Raw genomic sequence first — 20,331 nt, 5'->3', positions numbered from 1 at the left:
TTTCTTCGTATGGCTGGTCATAAACCTTGCATCGCTTACCACATATAGGGCATTTCCATTGCTGCCCTTTGCGAGGATGAATCCTGGCTATAAGAACCTTTTCATCATAGTGGTTCTTTGAGACTTTGATATCATCAATAATCGTATCATTGACATTTAAGAGTTCCTTGAATAAAGTAGTAGCTGAAGTCATCTGGATCCTTTCCTTTTGTGTTTCTTAGTCAGCTACACTTTAAGGAAAGCCAGATGGCTTTTCAAGTATATATTGTTATGTTGTTAAGGTGCGTAGGCTTCCACACATATGCCAGAGGCCTCATTTTTCATCATATAATTCCTTTAAACATTTACGCTGATTCTTAAAAGGATCCATAAACATAACCTTATCCCTCGCTTATTGCAATAACAGTTCCAGTTGCTGCTGATTCTACAAATCTTTCGAAGAACTCCGACCCCATATGTTTTTTCAAGTATTTCGCTAAGCCAAAACCACCCATATGTGAAATACCTCCACGGGCTTTGTCATGCAGCGCCCTAGGCGCCAATGTAATAGTTTTCATATCTATGTTCTCATGGAATACCCATCCATTATTTGTATCTCTAACCATTGATACTATCTCTTTGGGATCAATATCTTCTATTGTATCAACTGAGTATCCTTTCTTCTTCATAGCTTCCATGATCGTATCCGGTATCTCATCCGGATTATTAACCCATCTCTTTTTAAACTCTGTCGCAGCCGCTTCAAAATTTTCGGTTCTCTGTTTAGACTTAGTACTTCCCAGCTTATATTTTATTCCTTCTGGTAATTCAACACTCTGATACTTAGTCTCATCAAAAACGATTCCAACAATACCATTCTCTTTCTTTATTTTTATAATATCATCCCCAATTTTATATTGGCCTATAATGGTATTGTTATCTGCCTTATCAAATAATTCCTCTAATGCATCCTTCGTTATCTTATTCCCATCCGCATCATATATATCTACATTCTTGAGGCTTTTTATTGACTTGTTTTTCAAATTATCTGTATTATTACTTATAATTCTCTCAAGTTGTCTAAAGGATAATTTCTTTGAAATATACTTGCTATGGAAAACTGAAGAATCTGCTACAGCCTTCATTCCATATAGTTTTTTAGATAAAGCAGTTGTTAATTTACTTGTCTTTCCAGATAACTTAGGAAAAATCTTTTTGCCCGCTTTAGCTATACCTGGTCCAACTTTATTTGCAACTCTTCCTATTACAGCTCCAGCAGCTTTGAAGCCGGCACTCATACAAAATCCCAAAGCAAATCCTGTGCCAAATGATTTTGCCATTTCCATACCATCTTTTCCGTCCATCCAAGCATATACCGTCTGCTCTACAGCCCCAATTAGTCCATCTAATGTTGAATCGACTATAAAAGTTGCTGCTCCAGAAGTAGTCGCCATTATATATGGACCTAAAAATCCAGCAGTCGCACCTGATACTGCAGCAATGGCCACCTTTGTCCAATTAATATCTTGTACCTTTTGGTTATTTATGACCACCTGCATAAATGTTTCTATAGCCACACCAGTCATCGCACCTGATGCTGCAGACAGTGCCGGGCACTCTATAAAAACAACTGAACCGACTAATCCAGCCGCTATTACAACTACACACGTAGTTCCAACAAGCCACTGTGCCACTTGGTCTTTTGTAGAATGTTCCAAATCAATTGTAATAAGGCCTTCATTTGTAATCCTATAACATTCCATTGGATCCAACGCAGCTGCAGCTTCCCTTAGCTGCTCCACATCATATCCCAAAAATGTTTCTTCTTGAAGGGACAACAGATAGCTATCTACTGAGCTTTGTGCAAAATATACGCTTGATTCTATGTCTACAGTGGCAAAATTTTTATCCTGCTTCTCTATTATTTCATTTATTTGATTCTGCAATTCTTCAAAATCTATCTGTGTAGACAGTGATTCTCCCGTAATAGGTTTATATTCACCAACATCAAGATCAAAAATGTACCTCGAATCATCGTATGAATATAGTGATCCTAATTCCTCATCATAGTTTTCCGCACTGTTATCAAGGACTTCGTAAAATATTTGCCCATCGTCATCGACACCATATTTTATGTATTTGTTATAGAAAACACTATGCTCTGTAAATGCTTCACTCTGATATCCAACGATAAATGACGTTTCATCATCTGAATAATCGAGATTATTTAGCACAAGTCCTGAATCAAAATCCTCTTTAGAAATTATCTCCTCACCACAACAAGCAATAAATCCTGCCTTAAAGCATACTTTTGTTCCATCATCATTTGCATAACACTCCTGATAATCCGTATACCCAATTCCTGTAACCTCTATTCCATCAGGCAACTCAACAGATGCAGAGAAAACGTCATATTGATATCCAAGCTGATTAGCAATGAGGCCATAAACAAAAGTTTCGACATCACCAATGTAATCTTCCCAATTAATAGATAGATTATTCTGGATTTTCTCTACAGCTTTCTCTACTATTTCATCCGTTTTCACATTGGAAATAATAGTGTTTTCAAGTGTAGAAGTACTTGCTTCATCTTCCGCCTTCTCTTCGGAATGGTTGCTACTGCTCATGCCAAAATCATTAATAGATGAATTTGAAATTCCCATATCTATCGATGCATTCTGCGATTCGTTAGCACAGCCTGTTACTGTGGTCAACAATAACATTACCGCAATTATTGAAGAAAGGACTCTTTTATGATTTGTCTTCATCATCCTTATCTCCTTTCACAGAATCATTTTTTGCCACAAACCTACCAATAGCTTTTTTGATGTACTCCCTTTTCCTTATTGCCAATACTGATAAAGTCATAACGGTAGCAAATATCAAAATATATAATAGATATTGAACAGTTTTATCATCACTTTCATTATGCTTGTCTTCTTGCTCAATGTTTGAAATATCTTTTTCATCACTATTAATAATATCTTCAGTTTCGTTATTTTGAGCATTTCCTAACGTCATTTCAGAACTTATTTTTTCTTCAAAACGTGGAATTAGTACAATATCTTCCTGTTTATCAACACTAATAATACCTTGATCCAACAATTTACCTTCTCTTGTCCATCCCATAAATAAAACATTGTCATCCCACTCAAAAGTCTCTAGTTCATACTTACCACCATATTCAACCTCTACAGCCTTTATATCTTTACCACTAGCGTCCTTATAAATTAGCTTATACTTATTAGCCTCCCATACGGGTTTAAGTTTTTTATTACCAACAAATGAAATTTGACTAATCTGTTTCGAATAGCGTATGCCTTGTTCATCCTCAAATCCAAGTAAGGTATATCCTTCCCTCGTCAACTCTGGCAATTCTATATTTTCTTCATTTTTCTTTGTAACTATTGACTCTATATTGTCAGTTCCGTCACCTTCAAAAGATATTGTTGCATATTCTGAAGCTTTAACATTTATCGTTACAGAAAATGAAAAACCGAGTCTATTTATAAGCGATATTCTATATTCGCCTTGATCAGCCCACACTCTTGTATACTCCTGGTCAGCTACATAATATGTTGTTTCATTTGATGGAGATATTACTTTTATAATAGAATACGGGTCTAATTCATCGGATATACTTGAAATTTTGAAGGTTTCTACCTCTAAGGTTTCTCCATCATCTTCCTGTGTAAATGTTTTCATGGACTGTATTCCATCCTCATAGCAAGTAATGCCTAATTTTCCCGTATTATCCCCATCAGCAATAAAGATAGCTTCATATGGATTTCCTACCTGTCCATAGCATGTTTCTTCAGTAATATAGACTATTCCACTAGGGCAACCAGCTTTATTGAGCTGTTTTCCAACACTTTCTCCATACTCCAGATCATATTTTTTCCCATTTTTATCTGTTAAATAAGCTTTATCCGAATCATATCCATGTTCATCCCTAGTAAGTTTGAAGTCTGTGTGGTCTTTCTTAGTACTTCCAGCCTTCCCAGGAATAATATAATAACAAGGTTTGTCACTAATAACAGGAAGTACATCCAATTTACATAGCTTTTCCTTTTCACCTGGCGCAAATACAACAGCACTCTTACCCAATTTGTATGATCTTAGATCATCTATACTATTCTTTAAGTCATCGTCTCTCAAAGTTGCATATGTAAAATCATCTGTGAGATCAAAATATGAAATAAATACAGCCTCTTCTGCAAATTTATATATTGCATCTGTAAGATCAATAGCAGAAACATATTTATCCTTTTGTGCAAATATCATTTTTCCCTTATATCTATATGTACCGTCTTCTTGTGGCTCTACCATGCCTTTCTCATTGTTATCAGAAATTTCTGATAAGCAGGATTATCCGCAGTTCCAGGTTATCTCCAATCTCGAAGTATGAAGCATTAATCGCAGAAATCTGCGCTGCAGGATTTAAGATAACTCTTTTGTGTCCTATACTTATCCTACCATCAATGAAAGGAGGAAGTATAGATTATGAAAGATATGCAATCAATTGTTTCACTGCTGTTAAGGGATTTAAAAGTCAAGTTAAAGCCATCAACATATCAAAGCAGGCAGGCTTATTTAAAGCAGTTATTGAACCTGGCAAACCAGATGAAATTATCCGAACCATGCCAAAAACTATTTGATGCATTTGCAAATGATGACCATGGCTCAAAGGAAAGGCGATCAATGCATTTGCAAGTTCTTAAACAAGTTGATAAGATAGCTGGAACTTACCTTCTTACTCCAGAAGGGCAATTCTTCAATCCGCCAGATCTCCCTTCAAATGGTGATGCCAACAAAGCACTGGAACGCATGGTATTTCCTATTTCGGGTTCTATTGATTCAGGTATTCTGATATCACGAACCATTGAAGATTTGAAAGCAATAAGATTGTCAAAATCGTCAATAGGACAGTATCTTCATGCTCTTCGTTACTTTCAGGCATTTCTCATAAGAAAATACGGAAACATAATGTACTCACCACAAGGATGTCAGGAGTTCCTTGAAGAAAATGATCTCAAGTATCGTAAAGGATTGATCAAGGAATGGCGCTGGAAAATAAATCGTAAAGCAACGGTTGTAATCATGGAAGTTGCCATTACCGGTCACTATTACTGGAAAAAGATATCCCCTTTTGAACTGGTACTCAATGAAGGCGGTTTGGAATCCATACACAAAGAATACATATCGTCTTTGAACGCTGAGAATCTCAGCCCTTCAACGATATCTCTTCGTGATTATGTGTTCCGATCTATGATCTCATTGGGAGAAATCAGCAGTAAAGAAGCCATGTTTTCTCTTTCTTATGAGTCAGTGCAGTGTATATCAAAATCATTTGCAGAGAAATGCTGTATTTCCAGTCTCCATACGGTGCTCAATATAATGATCAACCTTCTGCGCTGGCTATGGGAACATGGTTATACCCAAAAAGATTTGTCAGGGTGTCTTTTAAAGCCGTTTGTGCAGAGAGGTCGGATTGTACCCTACCTGGATCACGAAAACGAGGAAAAAGTCCTGGAATACTTGAATGGTTCATTCCTCCGTGAACGGGCTATGGCGCTCCTTGCGTTAAGGCTTGGAATGCGTAGTATAGACATTTGCAACCTCCGTTTTGACGAAATAGACTGGTACGGGGATAGAATAAGAATTCATCAGCATAAGACTGGCGAGCCCTTAGTCCTCCCTCTTACATCTGAAGTGGGTAATGCAATCTATGATTATATAATCAATGAACGACCGTCTACTAGCCCACCATCTCCTTTTGTGTTTTTGAACAGATTTGCGCCTTATCATAAGCTTGGTAAAATGTATCCTCTGTGCAGGAGAGCAATAGAACTCTCCAATGCATCCATAGTTGATGGCAAGCACAAAGGAAGTCATGTATTCAGGCAGACAATGGTACACAGATTACTTGAAAAGAATGTACCACACCAAGTAATCACCGATACACTTGGTCATACTGACAAGAATTCTGATAAATGCTACATCTCCATGGAAGCTCAAATGCTTAGGATGTGTTCACTGGATCTCCAAGACATCGGGCAGAAACACTGGAATGGAGGTACTGCCAATGTGTAAGGAATTTAGCAGCGGCTTGGCCGCATATATAACGTCTTTTATAACGCTGAAAAAATCCCTCGGGTTCCCATATGAATCAAACACAAGAATCCTCCATGAATTCGATTCCATGGTTGCGGAATCATTTCCGTATGCAGGCACGGTAACCAAAGAGATTAGTGATGCATGGATCAAAAGGAGATCATCTCATCCCAAAAGCCTTGAGCACAACGTCTGTGCTGTTAGGCAGCTTTCAAAGTACATAAATGGTATTGGTATCCCGGCATATATAACCCCCTCGGGTACAATACAAAATCGTGTTCCCTATACACCTCATATTTATTCTAAAAAGGAAACAATTTCTTTCTTTAACTCGCTGGACAAAACTCCTCTCAGAAAGGTGTCTCCTACTAAACACTATGTTGCGCCAATGGTGTTCAGGCTGCTTTACTGTTGCGGTCTCAGAGCATCTGAAGCACTGACACTTAAAAGATCAGAGGTTGATCTCTTAACCGGGAGGATTGTTGTCCATGCATCAAAGGGATGGACATCACGGGTAATATATGTCAGCGAGGATCTCCTCGAAAACCTTAATGAGTATGATCAGCTTATCGAAGCAATGCTTCCTGAAAGGATCCCATTTTTTCCAAACCGTTCTGGTGATTTTTATACTGAAGGCACGCTGGATCGATGGTTCCATGAAGTCTGGGATAAGCTTCCGGAAGCAAAAATGGTCACAGGAAACGGTCCCAGAGTTCATGATTGGAGACATACAATGCTGACGGAGCGACTGAACCAGTGGGTAAAGGAAGGAAAGGATATCAATTCCATGTACGTTTACCTCAGCGAGTATGCAGGGCATACAACATACGCGTCTACGGATTATTACTTGCATCTTGTATCATCATTCTATCCAGAAATGGAGCAACTGTTGTCTTCTGTTAATTCTGAAATACTTCCGGAGGTAAATAAACATGAAGAATACAACAAGTAATCTTTTCATTATGATGCACAACTTTTTTTGGATATATCTTGTTTCATACAGATCAGCAAGCAAGAATACCATTCGCTCTTATAAACAGGCAATAAACCAGTTCCGCTTGTATCTTCAGAAACGCTATGACATTAGTTTTACAGCAATGGATTTCTCATATTTCAGCAGGGATCATGTGTACGGCTTCCTCGTGTATTTACGAGATGAGAAAAAGCTGGCTGTTTCAACGCTTAACCAAAGGCTTGCTGCAATAAAAGCTTTTCTGAAATATAGTGGGGATGAGGATATATCAGTCATAAATTATTACACAGCAGTAACAAAAATACATAAATTCAAAGGTGAGAAAAGCCCAAAGGTAGAATATCTTTCTCAGCCACAGCTTAAAGTACTTTTCTCAATACCAGACATCTCTACCAGGATGGGTCGCAGAGACCGCTTTATGATGATACTGCTGTACGAGTCCGGTGCCAGAATAGATGAGTTTCTTAATATAAAAATCGAAGATATCATCAAAGGTGAAACAACTCAATTGCGACTGTTTGGGAAAGGTAGGAAAGAAAGGTATATCCCGCTCTTCGGTACAGTAGTTGAGCACCTAAATGAATATCTCTCCGAATTTCACAAATTGCCTTTGGGAAGTGATTATCTGTTCTATACTGTGCATGATAACAAGCATACCATGATGTCAGCTGAAAACGTTGACTATCTGCTTAAAAAGTATGCCAAGATAGCAGTTGAGACTGATGCTACATTTCCTGTTGATTTGCATGCACATGTTTTGCGTCATAGTATAGCCATGGCTATGTATAAGAAGGGAGTCCCCCTTTCTTATATCAAAGACTTTCTCGGACATTCGGATATAAGTTCTACTTCGATCTATGCATACGCAGATAGTGACACTATAGCAGAAGCGATTGCCTCTATCGAGCATGAACCTGCAAACAATAAAACAAACACTAAAAACTGGAAGGGAAAAGAAGCCGATCTTCTCGCCTTCTGTGGCCTTACTGAATAGTTATCCGTAATCTTTGCGGGAAGGTTGCAGAATTTATACACTTCCCGCATGAGATTAGAGATAATCTGGAACTGCGGATAATCGTACTCATATTCAAAGTCCAAAGCTGCATCCTTATCCAAAAAGGCTAGAGTTATATCTCCTTTTGTCGCGCTTGGATATGTTAACCCATAGTACATTGGATATGAGTCACTCATAGATGTTTGAGCATAATCATACAGTGCTTTCTTATTATTTACTGGACCGGGCGCTGTTCCTTCTTCTATCACATTAAAATGGTATGTAAATACTCTATAATCGCCAGGCAATTTGCCTTTTGCGTCAGTTTGAGCAGTTGAAAAAGTTGCTACATATTCTCCTGGGGTCCTTAAAGTTCCCTCTTTACTATCACGATTACCGTTTATTTTAACCTCATGATTAGTTGTAATATTCTTAATTGTTCCATTAACAGGAAGAAAGGAACCCTCAATATCAGATATCCTATATTTTGTTTTGCCTCCTTCAAACACTGGATAGTTACCTTCAGAATAAATACGTACACCTTCAATAAAGCCATCTGAAAAATATTTTTCAAATGCCTGTTTCGCAGTCATTCTATCAACATAAAGCGTTACTTTAGCGGTATTTCCTAGTGCCCCTTTAAGAGAAATATCATATCTACCAGAAGCCGTAAATTTATGATCGGATGGAATGGCTATGTTATTTCCATCATGCTTAACTGTATATGTCACTGTCGGATTCTGTTTTGTATTAATTTCAAATCCTGATACAGAGCAAGATCCTGATCTGAGGCTCTGGGCATCTTTATATACTTCAATTTGATATGCTTTTTCTTCACCAATTTGTGCTTTTATGACATCATCTTTCACAGTCATATTGTTATAAGTTACAGCATCAAGATCACTATTACACAAATATACTTTGTATACCTCTATACATTTGTCATAGGTTTTTGTACTTTTCTGATATAATTCATACGCAAAATATATTTTCAAGTACACTCCATTTAAGACATCCTTACCATCTGGTGTATAAATGAGAGTGTCACCCTTTTCACCATAATAGTTGTAAAAATCCGTTGTTTTTGTTATTACTTTCTCATCCTTCCATGTTATGCCATCCGATGATTTTTGAACTGCCAATGCTCCTTTATCTACAGGTCCTACATACACACCCTCACTGTCCTCAGTTAAACCAATCTTTTCATTTTCTTTCTTTCCATAATTATCCGCATATATTTCCCAATCATCATAGTCTGGAATATCTCTAGCACTTACATTCAAATATATGCTTGCACTAGTACCTACAATACCGTATCCGTTAAACCCATCTTTTTCAGCAGTAACTGTATTCGTATTAGCATCCTGTCCAATCTTTAATACAGCTAATGATTCCTTTCCAAATGTTCCTTTCCCTTTAACAGGTTCTTCAATCTGATACTTTCCCTTTTTCCCTCCCTCATATAACATCGGATTTACTTTAGATAGTTTTATCCCTTTAGCTATTTTTATTTTTTGATAGTATTTAGCACCTGTATCGGAGATAATAGTGATATCGTAATCTCCTGGTTCGGTTATAGAAGTGAGATCGTCAATTCTCTTTTCCTTACCACCATCTTTCTTTATTGATACAGCATATTCGGTTCCACTTTTATTTACTACAAATCCCTTTTCAACAGTACTATTTGATTTGATTACCGTGCCATTCTGTATATCTGTAAATACTACTGGATTCTCACCATAGCAAACATAAAAATCATAGACTTCCAAAAAATTTCTGTACTCAAATACATCTGTAGAAAAAAATACTTGTTTCTCTGTTCCAGTTTTTCTACCCATTTTATATGCAATTAAGACTCTATAATACAAACCCTCCAAAATATCTTCTTTGGGAATTATATAAAAATCTAATAAATCCTTTGGTTTTTTCTTAAAACAATCGCATAATATTTGAGCGTTTACCCAATCTTTCCCATTTTTTGATTGCTGAACAACAATTGCACCTTGTTTTACTTGCTTTGAAATATCACAACCATTTACAGTCTTCTCATCTGAAGAAGTGATATTCCAATCCTCTTTTGTGTCAGTATGAAAAGCACCATCATATGAAAATGACAATGTCACTTCTTCAGTAGCACCATACGTATAGAAACCACCATGTTTGCCAGATGCTTCCTTGGCACCATTTACTGATAACTCTCCTATTGAGTTTTTACCATATGCGAATTTCTCTATTTTTTTTCCACGTGAAGAATCAAAACCGTTCTTATCCTCTATCTCATACTTAAAACCATGCATTACTACTTTTTTGCTTCCTGCATTAACTACGATAAAAACAGATGCTAACAGAAACACTATAATAAGTATCGTTATTGATAATTTCTTACTAATTCTCACGTCAAGTTTTTCACACATATAGCACCACCCTCAAAAATCAACCTAACATTTTGAAATGATATGGCTTATTCCAGAAAATATGCTGCAACCTTTTCCTTAGTATCCAATATTTCCTCTGTCGGAACGCCATAGAACTGAGCTATCTTTGCAGATCCCTCAAACGCCTCCATAACATTAACAGAATATAGCTGTTCCAATATCTCCATATACAACCCATATTCTTCTCTCAGTCTGTTTACATATTTTATGTATTCATCATTCATTTTTGTTTGGAATGCATCAACTTCATCATTGTATTCCTTTATGAGTTGCTGCTCCTTTTGGGATAAACCGTCCTTAGCAATCTTATACATAGTTGAACCAACAGTATTTCCAATAACAGCTCCTATTACAGGAATAGGGATAACTGCCTGACCAACAAATGATGAAAGTGCACTAATGGCGGCATCCAAGCATAGCAACTCTGCATTATTGATAAATTGAAGTTCGTCCAACTCTCCTGTCCTATATAAGTGAGCTTGCTCTGCCACGCCAAACGATGCGGTCACAAATGAACTAGCAACTGCTGCAGGAGTTGCTGTAAAGTTTGTTAGTGCATAAATACTTGACCCTCTTATACCACCCTTTACTGTACCTATCCCGGCTTCCTTGAAAACATCAATCCAATCATCCTGTGAAAATTCTTTAATAGCTTTGCCGGATCTCTTTTTCTTTATGATAGCGCTTGTTAATGCAACTCCACCTTCTATAGCTGCTGATACAGCTGTAGCTTTTAGCCCTTCCTGCAAAGAAGGCTCTGCAGCCTCTCTCGCCTCAACTCTCCTTTTTGCATCAATCTCTTTTAAAGCTTCCCGCTCTTCATCAAGCGTAGTATCAATCTGATTCCTTTGAACTTCTTTATACTCCAAAGCTGAAGGTTCTACATCATCTATCGTGATTTTGCCCTTTTCAAAAAACTCATGCACCATCTTCCATTGTTTCAGTGAAAAAGTACCATCCGATGTTGGCATCTTATTAGCTTCTTCTTTTGAAACAGAAAGAAGCTCCTTTATTTTTTCATATTGATCTTTTGGAATCTGATACTTGGCACCACCCTTTAAGTAATCAGGATACTTTTCCAAATGTCTTGAAATAGCCCCCAATGACAAATCTGACTGATAGAATTTCTGCTGTATTTCCGTACTGCCTCTTAATAAATCCGAAACCCCATTATCATTGAGCCAGGTATATATATCCGGATTACCTTTTATGTTTTCTCTGGCATTTCCGATACCAACTTCAGCAGCCTCAGCTATGAAACCATGCATTCCTTTAAGCCCGCCACGATTAGTATCAATAAGCTCATGAATCTCTTCAAAGGCTTTATCAATATCAGCCATCGCATTTTCAAGATTAATGTCCTGCTGCCCCAGGAATTCCACAAGCCTATCCAATCTCACTTGATTAAGATAATTGATCCACGCTGCTACTGCCTGCTCCTGATTACTCTTAGCCAATTCCTCTACTGCCATAAGCATTAAACTCCTTTTTCAAGCAATGCTGCCAGTGCCTTTGTTTCATTAACAAGTGTCCCAAGCGCCATCTGCGATTCTTCCGATATGGAAGTAAAATCTTTTTCAAAAGAACTTAGACACTTTCCGTATTGAGCATTAACACTATCTCGTAGAGACTCAGTTTGATCCAGTAATGATTTAATCTTCTCATCCACTTCTTTTAGACTCTCAGTGTTCCTCAAAACTGACTCGATTTCTTCTTTCTTTTGTTTTTCAAGTCTGATCTTTTTATTTGTAAATAAAGCAATCGATGCAAGCAACGTAGCACCAGCAAGTCCCCATCCAACAGGTCCTGCCAATGCCAAAAGCGCATTTCCTGCAGCTATTCCACCTCCACCAGCGGATAATGCACCTCCCCCAAGCCATGCTAACGCTGCTTTTGTAGCTGCTGCTCCAGACAGAGTTGATATAGCAGTTCCTGTGGATGCCGTTCCGAATGTTGTAGCAACCCACATAGCAGCACTTGGCGCCAAACTTGCCACTGCCGCTCCTCCAGCTAACCCAGCTCCCGCACTCATAGCTGATTTCTGCGCTGCCTCAAGCTCCTGCTTTGCATACTCACATACTTTTTTAAAGTTCTGGTGCATTGTTACAATCTCTGAAATATCAGCATCAAATGACTTAGGATGATTAGCTATGCTGTTAATCAGGTTTTCAACATTCTGCATTAAATCTATTGATCGTTCTCGCTGAATATATAAGTTGGTTCCCTTATCACTCATCAGCGTATATGCTGCATTATATTCATCAATTGCCCTTCGAAGCTTATCATCTAAAGAATCCTTTACCTTTTTCTCTTTACCATTATTTTCTTCCGTCCGCTCGGATTCTTCTGTTGATTCCTCTTCCGCGGCCATTCCCTTCTTTTCCCTTTTTATGTCCTTTGCCTTTTTTTCTTTCTCAATTTCTACGGGATATGTGTATCTTCTACACTCATCAACAAATAGGCCCAATAAGAATTCTTTCTCCTCTTCTTTTTTTTCTTCTTCCGTTCTCTCTGGCTCTTTCTCCTTATCCGTACTTTCTTCACTGTCATCAGCATCTTTCGCTGTCTCAGATCTGACAGTGACAAACTCATCGTTCAATACTGCATATAGCAATTCGTGTGCCTGCGTAAGAGGATGATCTGGGAAAAATCCGTCTATCCCTTCCATTTCTGCAAGACTCTTCAGCGAGCCTCTGGAATGCTCTGGGTCATAAGGATCTTTAAACCATCCCTCAAATCCGTTTTCAGACCAATTCATCAGTTCTGCTCTTCTGGCCAAATCCATACATATTGCTTCCCTTCCACCAGTAGTCCCAATCTCTATAAAATCCGCATTGATCTCGATAATATCCGAGCTATTTACCAGATTCAGTCTGATAAAATACCTAAAGCCCATGGATTCCTCCATGTGGGTTTTAACAATGCTATAGATATACTTATATCCCCTCTTTGTTTCTCCATTTCTTGCCTCAACCAATCCCTGATTATCATCATGAACCTCATGAATACCATCAATTATCCCTTGCAGATTATCAGGATCCATAGCCTTATCTGGTGTAGTTTTGAAGAAAACCACAACATTATTAGAATTGCTTGTAACCTTCTGAAATGCAGCATCTTCATTGGCAATATTCTGTGCTGCTGCCTTAATAGGATTCTTATTTTGAAGTTTTGTATATCCATCCGGAATAAGGATTTTAATTTCGGAACCCTTTAGCTGAACTACGGTATGCTTTTCCCTATCCCTTTTCTCTTTAGCTTCCTTAGCTGCCTGCGCCTTTTCCTGTAAAGTGTCCATTGCCTTCTGAGACTGTTTTTTTACTTCACCTGCAAGCTTTTCTGCTGCAGGAGTAGCTTGTTCTTTTATGTCATTTATTGAACTACCAACTTTTGAACCAATCTCACCCATAGTAGCCATTGCTTTATCCAAAAAATCATTTTTCTTTTTATCAGTCATAAAAACCTCCAAGCATGATGTCCTGTCACTGATCCATCAGTTCTATAAAATTTCCCTGGCTTCTAATCCACATATCTATTCCATCTCCAAAGACTTCCGCTTCTATAAGATATTTTCCATCGTCTTCCCCGAGAATCTTGGCTGTAGGTAATCGATCAAGCACAGCATCTACAGAATATCCGCTATATCTGAATTTTATTTTTCGAAGTTTTCCGCCATACATAAACTGAATGCGCTTCCTATACTCACCCTCCTCAAAGCGACTCCTATATGGTCTTGAAAAATGCTCCTCTGTTATGACAAGTTTCTTTATTCTGTCAATTCTGTATATTGTGGGATATGCATCATTGGGATTATCGAATTCCTTCTCTGCATCAATATTCCTTATACGGCCTGCAAGATAAAAGTAAAACTCAGAAAACATTATCGCCAGCGGTTCAACTTCCCTATGCTTTGGTGCAACCCCTATTACTCCCTGATACTGAAACTCTATAACAAACTGGAACTCTATCGCATTCCCAAGAAGCATCATCTTATCTAATACGTTCTGTTTATGTGTAAGCTCAACATAGTGATATCGCTCGTTCAGCATCAAATCGGAAATGATCTTCTGATTACTTATAGGAACACAGCATGCAATCAGCTTATCCAAGATGATATTCATCTCTTTCTTTGTAAATGCACGGCTAGATAATAGTATCTTGCAGGTAGCCAAGATCTCATCATTTGAAAAGTGTGCATCCTCAGCCTGCTCGATAAGATAGCCCTTTTTCTGATAGTCATATATTAAATTATTAGGAATTCCATCAGTTACTGCCTGATTATCCAGAAAACTTCTAATCTGTTCGATGTCTCTCTGGATGCTTTTTTCAGATACACCAAAGCGCACTGCCTCTTCCGTCTTGTAAATAATACGGCCATTCATAAGACGCGAATATATAGATAAGGCACGGTTGCTTTTAACCTCTTTATCCTCTGCCATATACTTCTCCTGCTTATGTTACCTTGATGCTTAGATTATACCCTTGATATTGGACAACCACTGTCCATCGCTTAGATTGTTAATGGTAATGGAGCCTCAAAAAGCCCCATTACTATTATTATAGCTAATATATGCTTATAGATTATTAAATTACTCTAAAATGCAATTTGTGCCTTCCTTTTACAGCGGAATCACACACTCCTCCACCCATCTTTGCTTATCCTCGAAAACTCAAGGTTGCAACCTAATCCAAATGCTGTAGCTGCACTTATTATCATCGCCCACGGGATAAAATACATACCCGCAACACCACCAACAATCCCAGCATTCACAGGAATATTTAGTATCATTTCACCATTATGTTTGATACGAATGCGATCTAATTTCCTTCTTCAATCTTTTCTTTGATAATTTTGACTATGCCTTCTACGTTCTTCCTGCAATCAATTTTCTCCTTATGCTCGCAGACTTCTGAGGATTCCTCTTTAGCGATTCCAAGTATGTTGTTCACTGTATAATTTATAGCGTCCAATTCCCGTATGTTACTATTCCGCATGGCACTATGCATCTGATCACTAATTCTTCTGAGCCTTATATTGTTGATTGGATCTTCTTCAATGACCGGTCTTATTTTTTCTTCTATCTCATCATATCTGGTGCAACACATATCATAACGCTCTTCCAATGTTCTAAATTCATAGTGCTTTGGCTCAAATCCTTCCATATCAAGATTTTTTTCATTTATCTCTATCTGTGCATTTTTAATCTCGTTCGTAACCCCTACAAATATTGGCAGTTCCGTATCAGCATGGATAATTGCATAAACGAATGGTCTGTCTAATGTAATTTCCCTAAAATCTTCGAGCAAACATATATCACCGGCACCTGTATCTCCACATGTCACCGCTGCAGCTTTTGTTCCATTCCTATCCACCTTGATCAAAGCCTTGTGTTTAATCTCATCCATACGTAAATGTGCTGAGGACATAGGTGAGAAATCTGCATTATCTCCAAACACCTTATAAACGCCAAAGTCTTCCAACGACTTTTTTAGATTTGTTTCAAACTCATAATTAAACTCTGGCATTTTTACGATTATGTCGCCATGTTTTTTATTTTTATATAATTGCGATATTCCATTATTCCGAAGAAGCTTCTTCATATCAGCTTTCTCATTCTTAGGCAAAAGAGCCATATATATGAATTCGTTGCCTAGGTATGGTTTTATAAAACCGGCGAAATCCTTATTTTCAACATACTCATCTTCAGTGCTCCTAAGTAGTACAATCTCATCACAGCTACCATCTGCGTTATGAAAATCTCCATACTCAACGTCAGTGCTTTCATACATTTGTCGCCATTCCGCTTCAAAAGCTACCGCATTCAGCATACACATCAACACATTTTTCATATTTTCTTCATTAGCGATGGCTTCTACCATGCCATTGGTATTCTCTTTTACCCAAGCATTTATATCTTCAACCATGTTATCCGACGAAAAGACTTTAGCCCCTAATATCTTATTAATTCTTTTCTTATACTCGTCTTTTATGGTTTCCGCATAATCTTCATTAACTGCAACTGCACTAGTCGAATGAAACTCTACGTTTTTAGCAACAGCTTTTGCAAATGCCACTATCTCATCCTGCGTATAATTTAAGTTCTTACTGCCATTTAGCAGCTTTGATAGTTCTTCCTTAGCATCTCCATCCACAGCCTCACTCAAGAGTAACAATACTGAAGCAATAGAATATGGCGAAAACACAACATTATTTGTTTCTGCCACCAACTGTTCAGCAAACTTGCTAGTTATTTCATCATAGTAATCATTGAATTTCTTTTTTTTATCAAGCATATATAATGACCTCCTTGATAGGGTATATCTGTGTTACTATGATCATTTTATAATTTTAATTGGTCATTTATTGTCCATTCACAAAATTGCTAATTCCTCTGTTCACAATCTATGAATTTTATTGCAAAAGAATACCCTGACCATCTGATCAGGGCATCTTTGGTTATATTGTATTAGGAATTTTAAAAAGGAGATTTTCTCTTATTATCGTTTCATTAGTTACATCCTCTGAAAGCTCGGGCTCTCTCGGGAGGTTCACATACAGAAACCGGAGGCTTGTCGCGTTCCCTGTATGATTGTCCTTCTGATATATATATCGGGTATGGATGGCATTATGTTAACCTTTTGGGCTCATATTATCGGTAATGTATCAGCCATCAATATGGATATTTTCATGACAGTGACTGCATGTAACATCATCCAACAAAACATCCACGGTTGTGTTCTCATGGCAGTGATGACATGTTATTTCCATCATCTGTGACTTGGCCTCTGCCACCTTCATGTTAGTAGCAAAGCCAAAACCTGAAACGATTGCTGCTACTGCAATTACCATTATGATTCTTTTTACAAATACCTTCTTCATAGCTACCACCCCTGCTTTCTGTTCCTTATAATGATATGTTATCCGTGCTTCTATCACACTTATATCACCTGGAAGGAACCTTTCTGCATAATTCACTTATTCTGTGTGTTTATGCACTTATCTGATATAAATATGATATTAAAAGCAACCGATATTATGTATATTCAGAAACGCAATATGGCATTCCATAATTCTCCATTTTGAAAAATAAAATGCCAGAATCCTCCGCTTTGGTCGCAGATAATTCTGGCATATAGAATTTATTATGTTGTATCTAATGTACCAAGAACTACTCTTCCCCGTCCTGCCGGTCAATTATAAAATCTTTGGCATCCAGCTCCTCTTCAGTCCCAAATATTGTGAGCTGTTTTGCATTCTTAGTCATTTCATCGTAGGCCACGCACTCAGCCTCTGTTAGTTCTCTGATCTGCACTTTCTGAAACTCCTACCATCTACACTTTACTTTCGTATGAAGCCCTCATCACCTTCATAATCATCACTGACAAATCTCTCAACTGTCATATGAAGATCATATTTCTCACGGAGCTTTGCCAGCTGCTCCATCATCGGTGAGGCATGGTGTGCATCAACAGCCGCCTGATCTGTCCATGAATCTATTAGGAGCACTGTCTCAGAATCTCCTATTGGCTGGAAATACTGATAGCGAAGATTCCCATCCTCATTTCTGATTGAATCTGCTATCCCCGATGACTCCATCTCATCAGCAAAAGCTCTGGCATTACCATTTGTTCCCTTGTAATAAAGATTAACAGTTATCATATCCCAAATATCTCCTCACTGTCTGCAGCCCTTCCATCGGAACACAGAACGTTCCATCTCGATGCTTGCAGCCTTCAAGTACTTCATCTATATTAAACCACTTAACCGATTCTACTTCCTCGGTCTGGAGGACAAGCTTCGTCTCATCCACTGGCTTTTCATAGACATATACGAAAGCAACCTCATTATCCCTGAACATCTTGCCATGGAATTCCATCTCATACTTGATATGGAACTTACCTGCGAAGGTAAAGTCACCCTCATGCGCTTTTATTCCCAGTTCCTCGAACAGTTCTCTCTGCGCTGATTCCAACGGATCATCACCTGCCTGGATATGCCCTGCTGAAGAAGTGTCATACATCAAAGGAAACGATTCCTTATTGGCGCTTCTTTTCTGCAGCAATACCTGATATGAATCACCAGCCTTACGAACTATCCATATATGAGCTGTTCTGTGTGGTACTCCCTTATCATGAGCCTCGGACCTTGTAACCGTCTTGCCCACAGGAAAACCGTTATCATCTGTTACATCAAAAATCTCTTCCAAAAAACAATCCCCCTCGCTTCATCATAATGTATTAATATTATAACGTAAAAATCCCCGGAGCATTGACCAAAATCGATCAACGTCTCCAGGGATTATCATTCTATTCCGTTTCATTAAACTTCATCTATCCTTTGAAGAATCAGAGTGTAAATGTTGCTCCAAAAGCTACTGTCATCTTCTCTCTGTTATAGAATGCTGAAAGCTTCTCAAGGCATTCATCATACATTTTATGGAATGCTTCGTTTCTCTGCTCTCTCTTAACTTCTGCTTTTCTTGTATCCTGAACATCATTAAATCTCATAGTATTTTACCCCTTTCTTGGTTATGGTATATGTTAGCCAGTTGGCTGTTGCTTTTTTCTTTCTGAGCTTATAATATTATTTCCCGGGTTTTTAAAACACAATATTCATCGCTTTTGCTATTTATTCATCGTGTGTACTCTCTGTAATTATGTTATACATCACCCAGCAATATCCCCATATCAATTTCATTGGATTTTTATAATTATTATCATGTGATTTTTTGATTAGCTCATCGTTTCTGTTTCTAAGGATGACTAGAAAAAGAATAAGGGAGTATTTATCAAGATTTCAGGATTTAATGGAATCTGAATAGACAGTTGATGTACCAATTATGACAGAAATGGACTTTCATAAGACAGTTATGGACTTCAAGTAGCCAATCTGAAAATAAATTCCTCACCTTGGCATTTCTTCAAAATCATGTATAATTTGCAAGGATGAACACAGATATGCAAGAGGACGTAATTATGTCTATTTCGAATAATGATAATAACAAAGAAGGCTCCCTACCCTACAGCCTGATCGCAATGGATATGGATGGAACCCTTCTCACATCGGATAAAAAGATTCTACCTGAGACGCTTGATGATCTTTCATTGGTAGCTGATAAAGGAGTACACCTCTCCTACGCAACCGGCAGAGCGCTTGTTGAAATGAAGGAGTACTTTGAGATCACTCCCATGATCCGCTATGCCATCTGCTACAGTGGCGCAATAATCTATGATTGCATGGACAAGAAGGTCATTTACAGAAAAGAAGTACCTTCTTCCTGCTTTGAAAGAATAATTGAAGTCGCAGATAAATACGACGGAATGCTCACTTTCCTCACAGAAAATGAATCCATTGTATCTTCAGCTGATATCAACCACATGGACGATTTCCATATGGGTGTTTACCAGCCCATGTACCTTAAAGTAACCAGACAGTTTGATGACATGGCTGCTGAAAGTCGAAAGCACGACTCCATCACCAAGATAAACATATACTTCCGGAATCAGGAAGACCGCCACCGCGGTTATGAGGAATTAAAAGATCTCCCCCTTACATTTGCACTGGCAGAGGAAACAAGCCTTGAAATGAATGCTGAGGGAGTCTCGAAAGGCGCTGCCCTTAAGACGCTGTCTTCTCTCCTCAGTATCCCCATTGAAGAAACAATGGCCATTGGAGATGCCGACAATGACCGCGATATGTTAACTACCGCAGGAATTTCTATCGTCATGATGAATGCACGCAGTGATATAAAGAAGCTTGCAAACTATATTACAAAGGACAGCGACCATAACGGTGTTGGCTTTGCTATCAGAGACTATTTTGATCTTTAATTGGA

At 38.1% G+C, this 20,331-nt stretch carries 17 protein-coding genes; 4 read left to right on the top strand and 13 right to left on the bottom strand.

The features are described from left to right. The 3 genes from BLR42_RS13585 to BLR42_RS13575 all read right to left on the bottom strand — a co-directional run. The coding region (locus BLR42_RS13585) for a hypothetical protein (protein WP_207648547.1) at positions 1-193 on the bottom strand (193 nt) is incomplete at its 3' end. Between the two features lie 187 nt (positions 194-380). After that, positions 381-2,750, bottom strand: coding sequence for a hypothetical protein (locus BLR42_RS13580; protein WP_139165164.1), 2,370 nt, complete (start codon positions 2,748-2,750; stop codon positions 381-383). Continuing rightward, entirely contained in the window at positions 2,731-4,308 is a 1,578-nt protein-coding gene (locus BLR42_RS13575) for a hypothetical protein (RefSeq protein WP_091870173.1), read from the bottom strand. The genes BLR42_RS13580 and BLR42_RS13575 overlap by 20 nt, the downstream gene beginning before the upstream one ends. 174 nt (positions 4,309-4,482) lie before the next feature. Here BLR42_RS13575 and BLR42_RS13570 point away from each other — a divergent pair, with 174 nt between their 5' ends. Genes BLR42_RS13570 through BLR42_RS13560 form a run of 3 tightly spaced genes read left to right on the top strand, consistent with a single transcriptional unit; the run spans position 4,483 to position 8,060 of the window. Further along, entirely contained in the window at positions 4,483-6,072 is a 1,590-nt protein-coding gene (locus BLR42_RS13570; RefSeq protein WP_091870170.1) for a tyrosine-type recombinase/integrase, read from the top strand. Next, positions 6,065-7,045, top strand: a complete 981-nt coding sequence (locus BLR42_RS13565) for a tyrosine-type recombinase/integrase (protein WP_091870167.1) — start codon at positions 6,065-6,067, stop codon at positions 7,043-7,045. Before BLR42_RS13570 ends, BLR42_RS13565 begins: the two co-directional genes overlap by 8 nt. Then, positions 7,026-8,060, top strand: a complete 1,035-nt coding sequence (locus tag BLR42_RS13560; RefSeq protein ID WP_091870164.1) for a tyrosine-type recombinase/integrase — start codon at positions 7,026-7,028, stop codon at positions 8,058-8,060. The genes BLR42_RS13565 and BLR42_RS13560 overlap by 20 nt, the downstream gene beginning before the upstream one ends. Before the next feature lie 2,461 nt (positions 8,061-10,521). Here the strand turns inward: BLR42_RS13560 and BLR42_RS13555 are convergent. The 10 genes from BLR42_RS13555 to BLR42_RS22805 form a co-directional block, all read right to left on the bottom strand. After that, positions 10,522-11,967 (bottom strand): hypothetical protein, encoded by a 1,446-nt coding sequence (locus BLR42_RS13555; RefSeq protein ID WP_091870182.1) that lies wholly within the window; start codon positions 11,965-11,967, stop codon positions 10,522-10,524. A gap of 5 nt (positions 11,968-11,972) precedes the next feature. Then, a complete protein-coding gene (locus BLR42_RS13550; protein WP_091870162.1) occupies positions 11,973-13,952 on the bottom strand; it encodes a hypothetical protein in 1,980 nt (659 codons plus the stop codon). Between the two features lie 25 nt (positions 13,953-13,977). Next, positions 13,978-14,934: a helix-turn-helix transcriptional regulator gene (locus tag BLR42_RS13545; protein ID WP_091870159.1), complete on the bottom strand. Its 957-nt coding sequence runs from the start codon at positions 14,932-14,934 to the stop codon at positions 13,978-13,980. A 191-nt stretch (positions 14,935-15,125) separates the two neighbouring features. Next, complete coding sequence (locus tag BLR42_RS24225) at positions 15,126-15,302, bottom strand: DUF4342 domain-containing protein (protein ID WP_369094661.1); 177 nt, start codon at positions 15,300-15,302, stop codon at positions 15,126-15,128. A gap of 11 nt (positions 15,303-15,313) precedes the next feature. Beyond that, a complete protein-coding gene (locus BLR42_RS13535) occupies positions 15,314-16,789 on the bottom strand; it encodes a serpin family protein (RefSeq protein WP_091870154.1) in 1,476 nt (491 codons plus the stop codon). A 370-nt stretch (positions 16,790-17,159) separates the two neighbouring features. Beyond that, positions 17,160-17,375, bottom strand: a complete 216-nt coding sequence (locus BLR42_RS13530) for a hypothetical protein (RefSeq protein WP_139165163.1) — start codon at positions 17,373-17,375, stop codon at positions 17,160-17,162. 289 nt (positions 17,376-17,664) lie between these two features. Next, on the bottom strand, positions 17,665-17,808 hold the full coding sequence (locus tag BLR42_RS22810) for a hypothetical protein (RefSeq protein ID WP_170832776.1): 144 nt from the start codon (positions 17,806-17,808) through the stop codon (positions 17,665-17,667). Positions 17,809-17,834: 26 nt separating this feature from the next. Beyond that, positions 17,835-18,155, bottom strand: coding sequence for a putative quinol monooxygenase (locus tag BLR42_RS13525; protein ID WP_091870149.1), 321 nt, complete (start codon positions 18,153-18,155; stop codon positions 17,835-17,837). Beyond that, positions 18,142-18,702, bottom strand: coding sequence for an NUDIX hydrolase (locus BLR42_RS13520; RefSeq protein WP_091870146.1), 561 nt, complete (start codon positions 18,700-18,702; stop codon positions 18,142-18,144). The genes BLR42_RS13525 and BLR42_RS13520 overlap by 14 nt, the downstream gene beginning before the upstream one ends. A 139-nt stretch (positions 18,703-18,841) precedes the next feature. Beyond that, positions 18,842-19,003 (bottom strand): hypothetical protein, encoded by a 162-nt coding sequence (locus BLR42_RS22805; RefSeq protein WP_155831392.1) that lies wholly within the window; start codon positions 19,001-19,003, stop codon positions 18,842-18,844. Positions 19,004-19,471: 468 nt separating this feature from the next. On the opposite strand from BLR42_RS22805, the gene BLR42_RS13515 reads away from it, so the two are divergent. Beyond that, positions 19,472-20,326, top strand: a complete 855-nt coding sequence (locus tag BLR42_RS13515; protein WP_170832775.1) for a Cof-type HAD-IIB family hydrolase — start codon at positions 19,472-19,474, stop codon at positions 20,324-20,326. Positions 20,327-20,331: the final 5 nt, after the last annotated feature.

Source organism: Butyrivibrio sp. INlla16, from assembly GCF_900104155.1.
Classification (GTDB): Bacteria; Bacillota; Clostridia; order Lachnospirales; family Lachnospiraceae; genus Butyrivibrio.
This window is presented reverse-complemented; position numbering and strand designations above follow the sequence as displayed.

Bases quoted from the DNA above. Each gene is read 5' to 3' on its own strand.
- BLR42_RS13515 (WP_170832775.1), top strand. From the start codon at position 19,472: ATGTCTATTTCGAATAATGATAATAACAAAGAAGGCTCCCTACCCTAC.
- BLR42_RS13565 (WP_091870167.1), top strand. From the start codon at position 6,065: ATGTGTAAGGAATTTAGCAGCGGCTTGGCCGCATATATAACGTCTTTT.
- BLR42_RS13525 (WP_091870149.1), bottom strand. From the start codon at position 18,155: ATGATAACTGTTAATCTTTATTACAAGGGAACAAATGGTAATGCCAGA.
- BLR42_RS13535 (WP_091870154.1), bottom strand. From the start codon at position 16,789: ATGCTTGATAAAAAAAAGAAATTCAATGATTACTATGATGAAATAACT.
- BLR42_RS13560 (WP_091870164.1), top strand. From the start codon at position 7,026: ATGAAGAATACAACAAGTAATCTTTTCATTATGATGCACAACTTTTTT.
- BLR42_RS13580 (WP_139165164.1), bottom strand. From the start codon at position 2,750: ATGATGAAGACAAATCATAAAAGAGTCCTTTCTTCAATAATTGCGGTA.
- BLR42_RS13555 (WP_091870182.1), bottom strand. From the start codon at position 11,967: ATGGCAGTAGAGGAATTGGCTAAGAGTAATCAGGAGCAGGCAGTAGCA.
- BLR42_RS13550 (WP_091870162.1), bottom strand. From the start codon at position 13,952: ATGACTGATAAAAAGAAAAATGATTTTTTGGATAAAGCAATGGCTACT.
- BLR42_RS13545 (WP_091870159.1), bottom strand. From the start codon at position 14,934: ATGGCAGAGGATAAAGAGGTTAAAAGCAACCGTGCCTTATCTATATAT.
- BLR42_RS13575 (WP_091870173.1), bottom strand. From the start codon at position 4,308: ATGGTAGAGCCACAAGAAGACGGTACATATAGATATAAGGGAAAAATG.
- BLR42_RS13530 (WP_139165163.1), bottom strand. From the start codon at position 17,375: ATGAAGAAGGTATTTGTAAAAAGAATCATAATGGTAATTGCAGTAGCA.
- BLR42_RS22805 (WP_155831392.1), bottom strand. From the start codon at position 19,003: ATGAGATTTAATGATGTTCAGGATACAAGAAAAGCAGAAGTTAAGAGA.
- BLR42_RS13570 (WP_091870170.1), top strand. From the start codon at position 4,483: ATGAAAGATATGCAATCAATTGTTTCACTGCTGTTAAGGGATTTAAAA.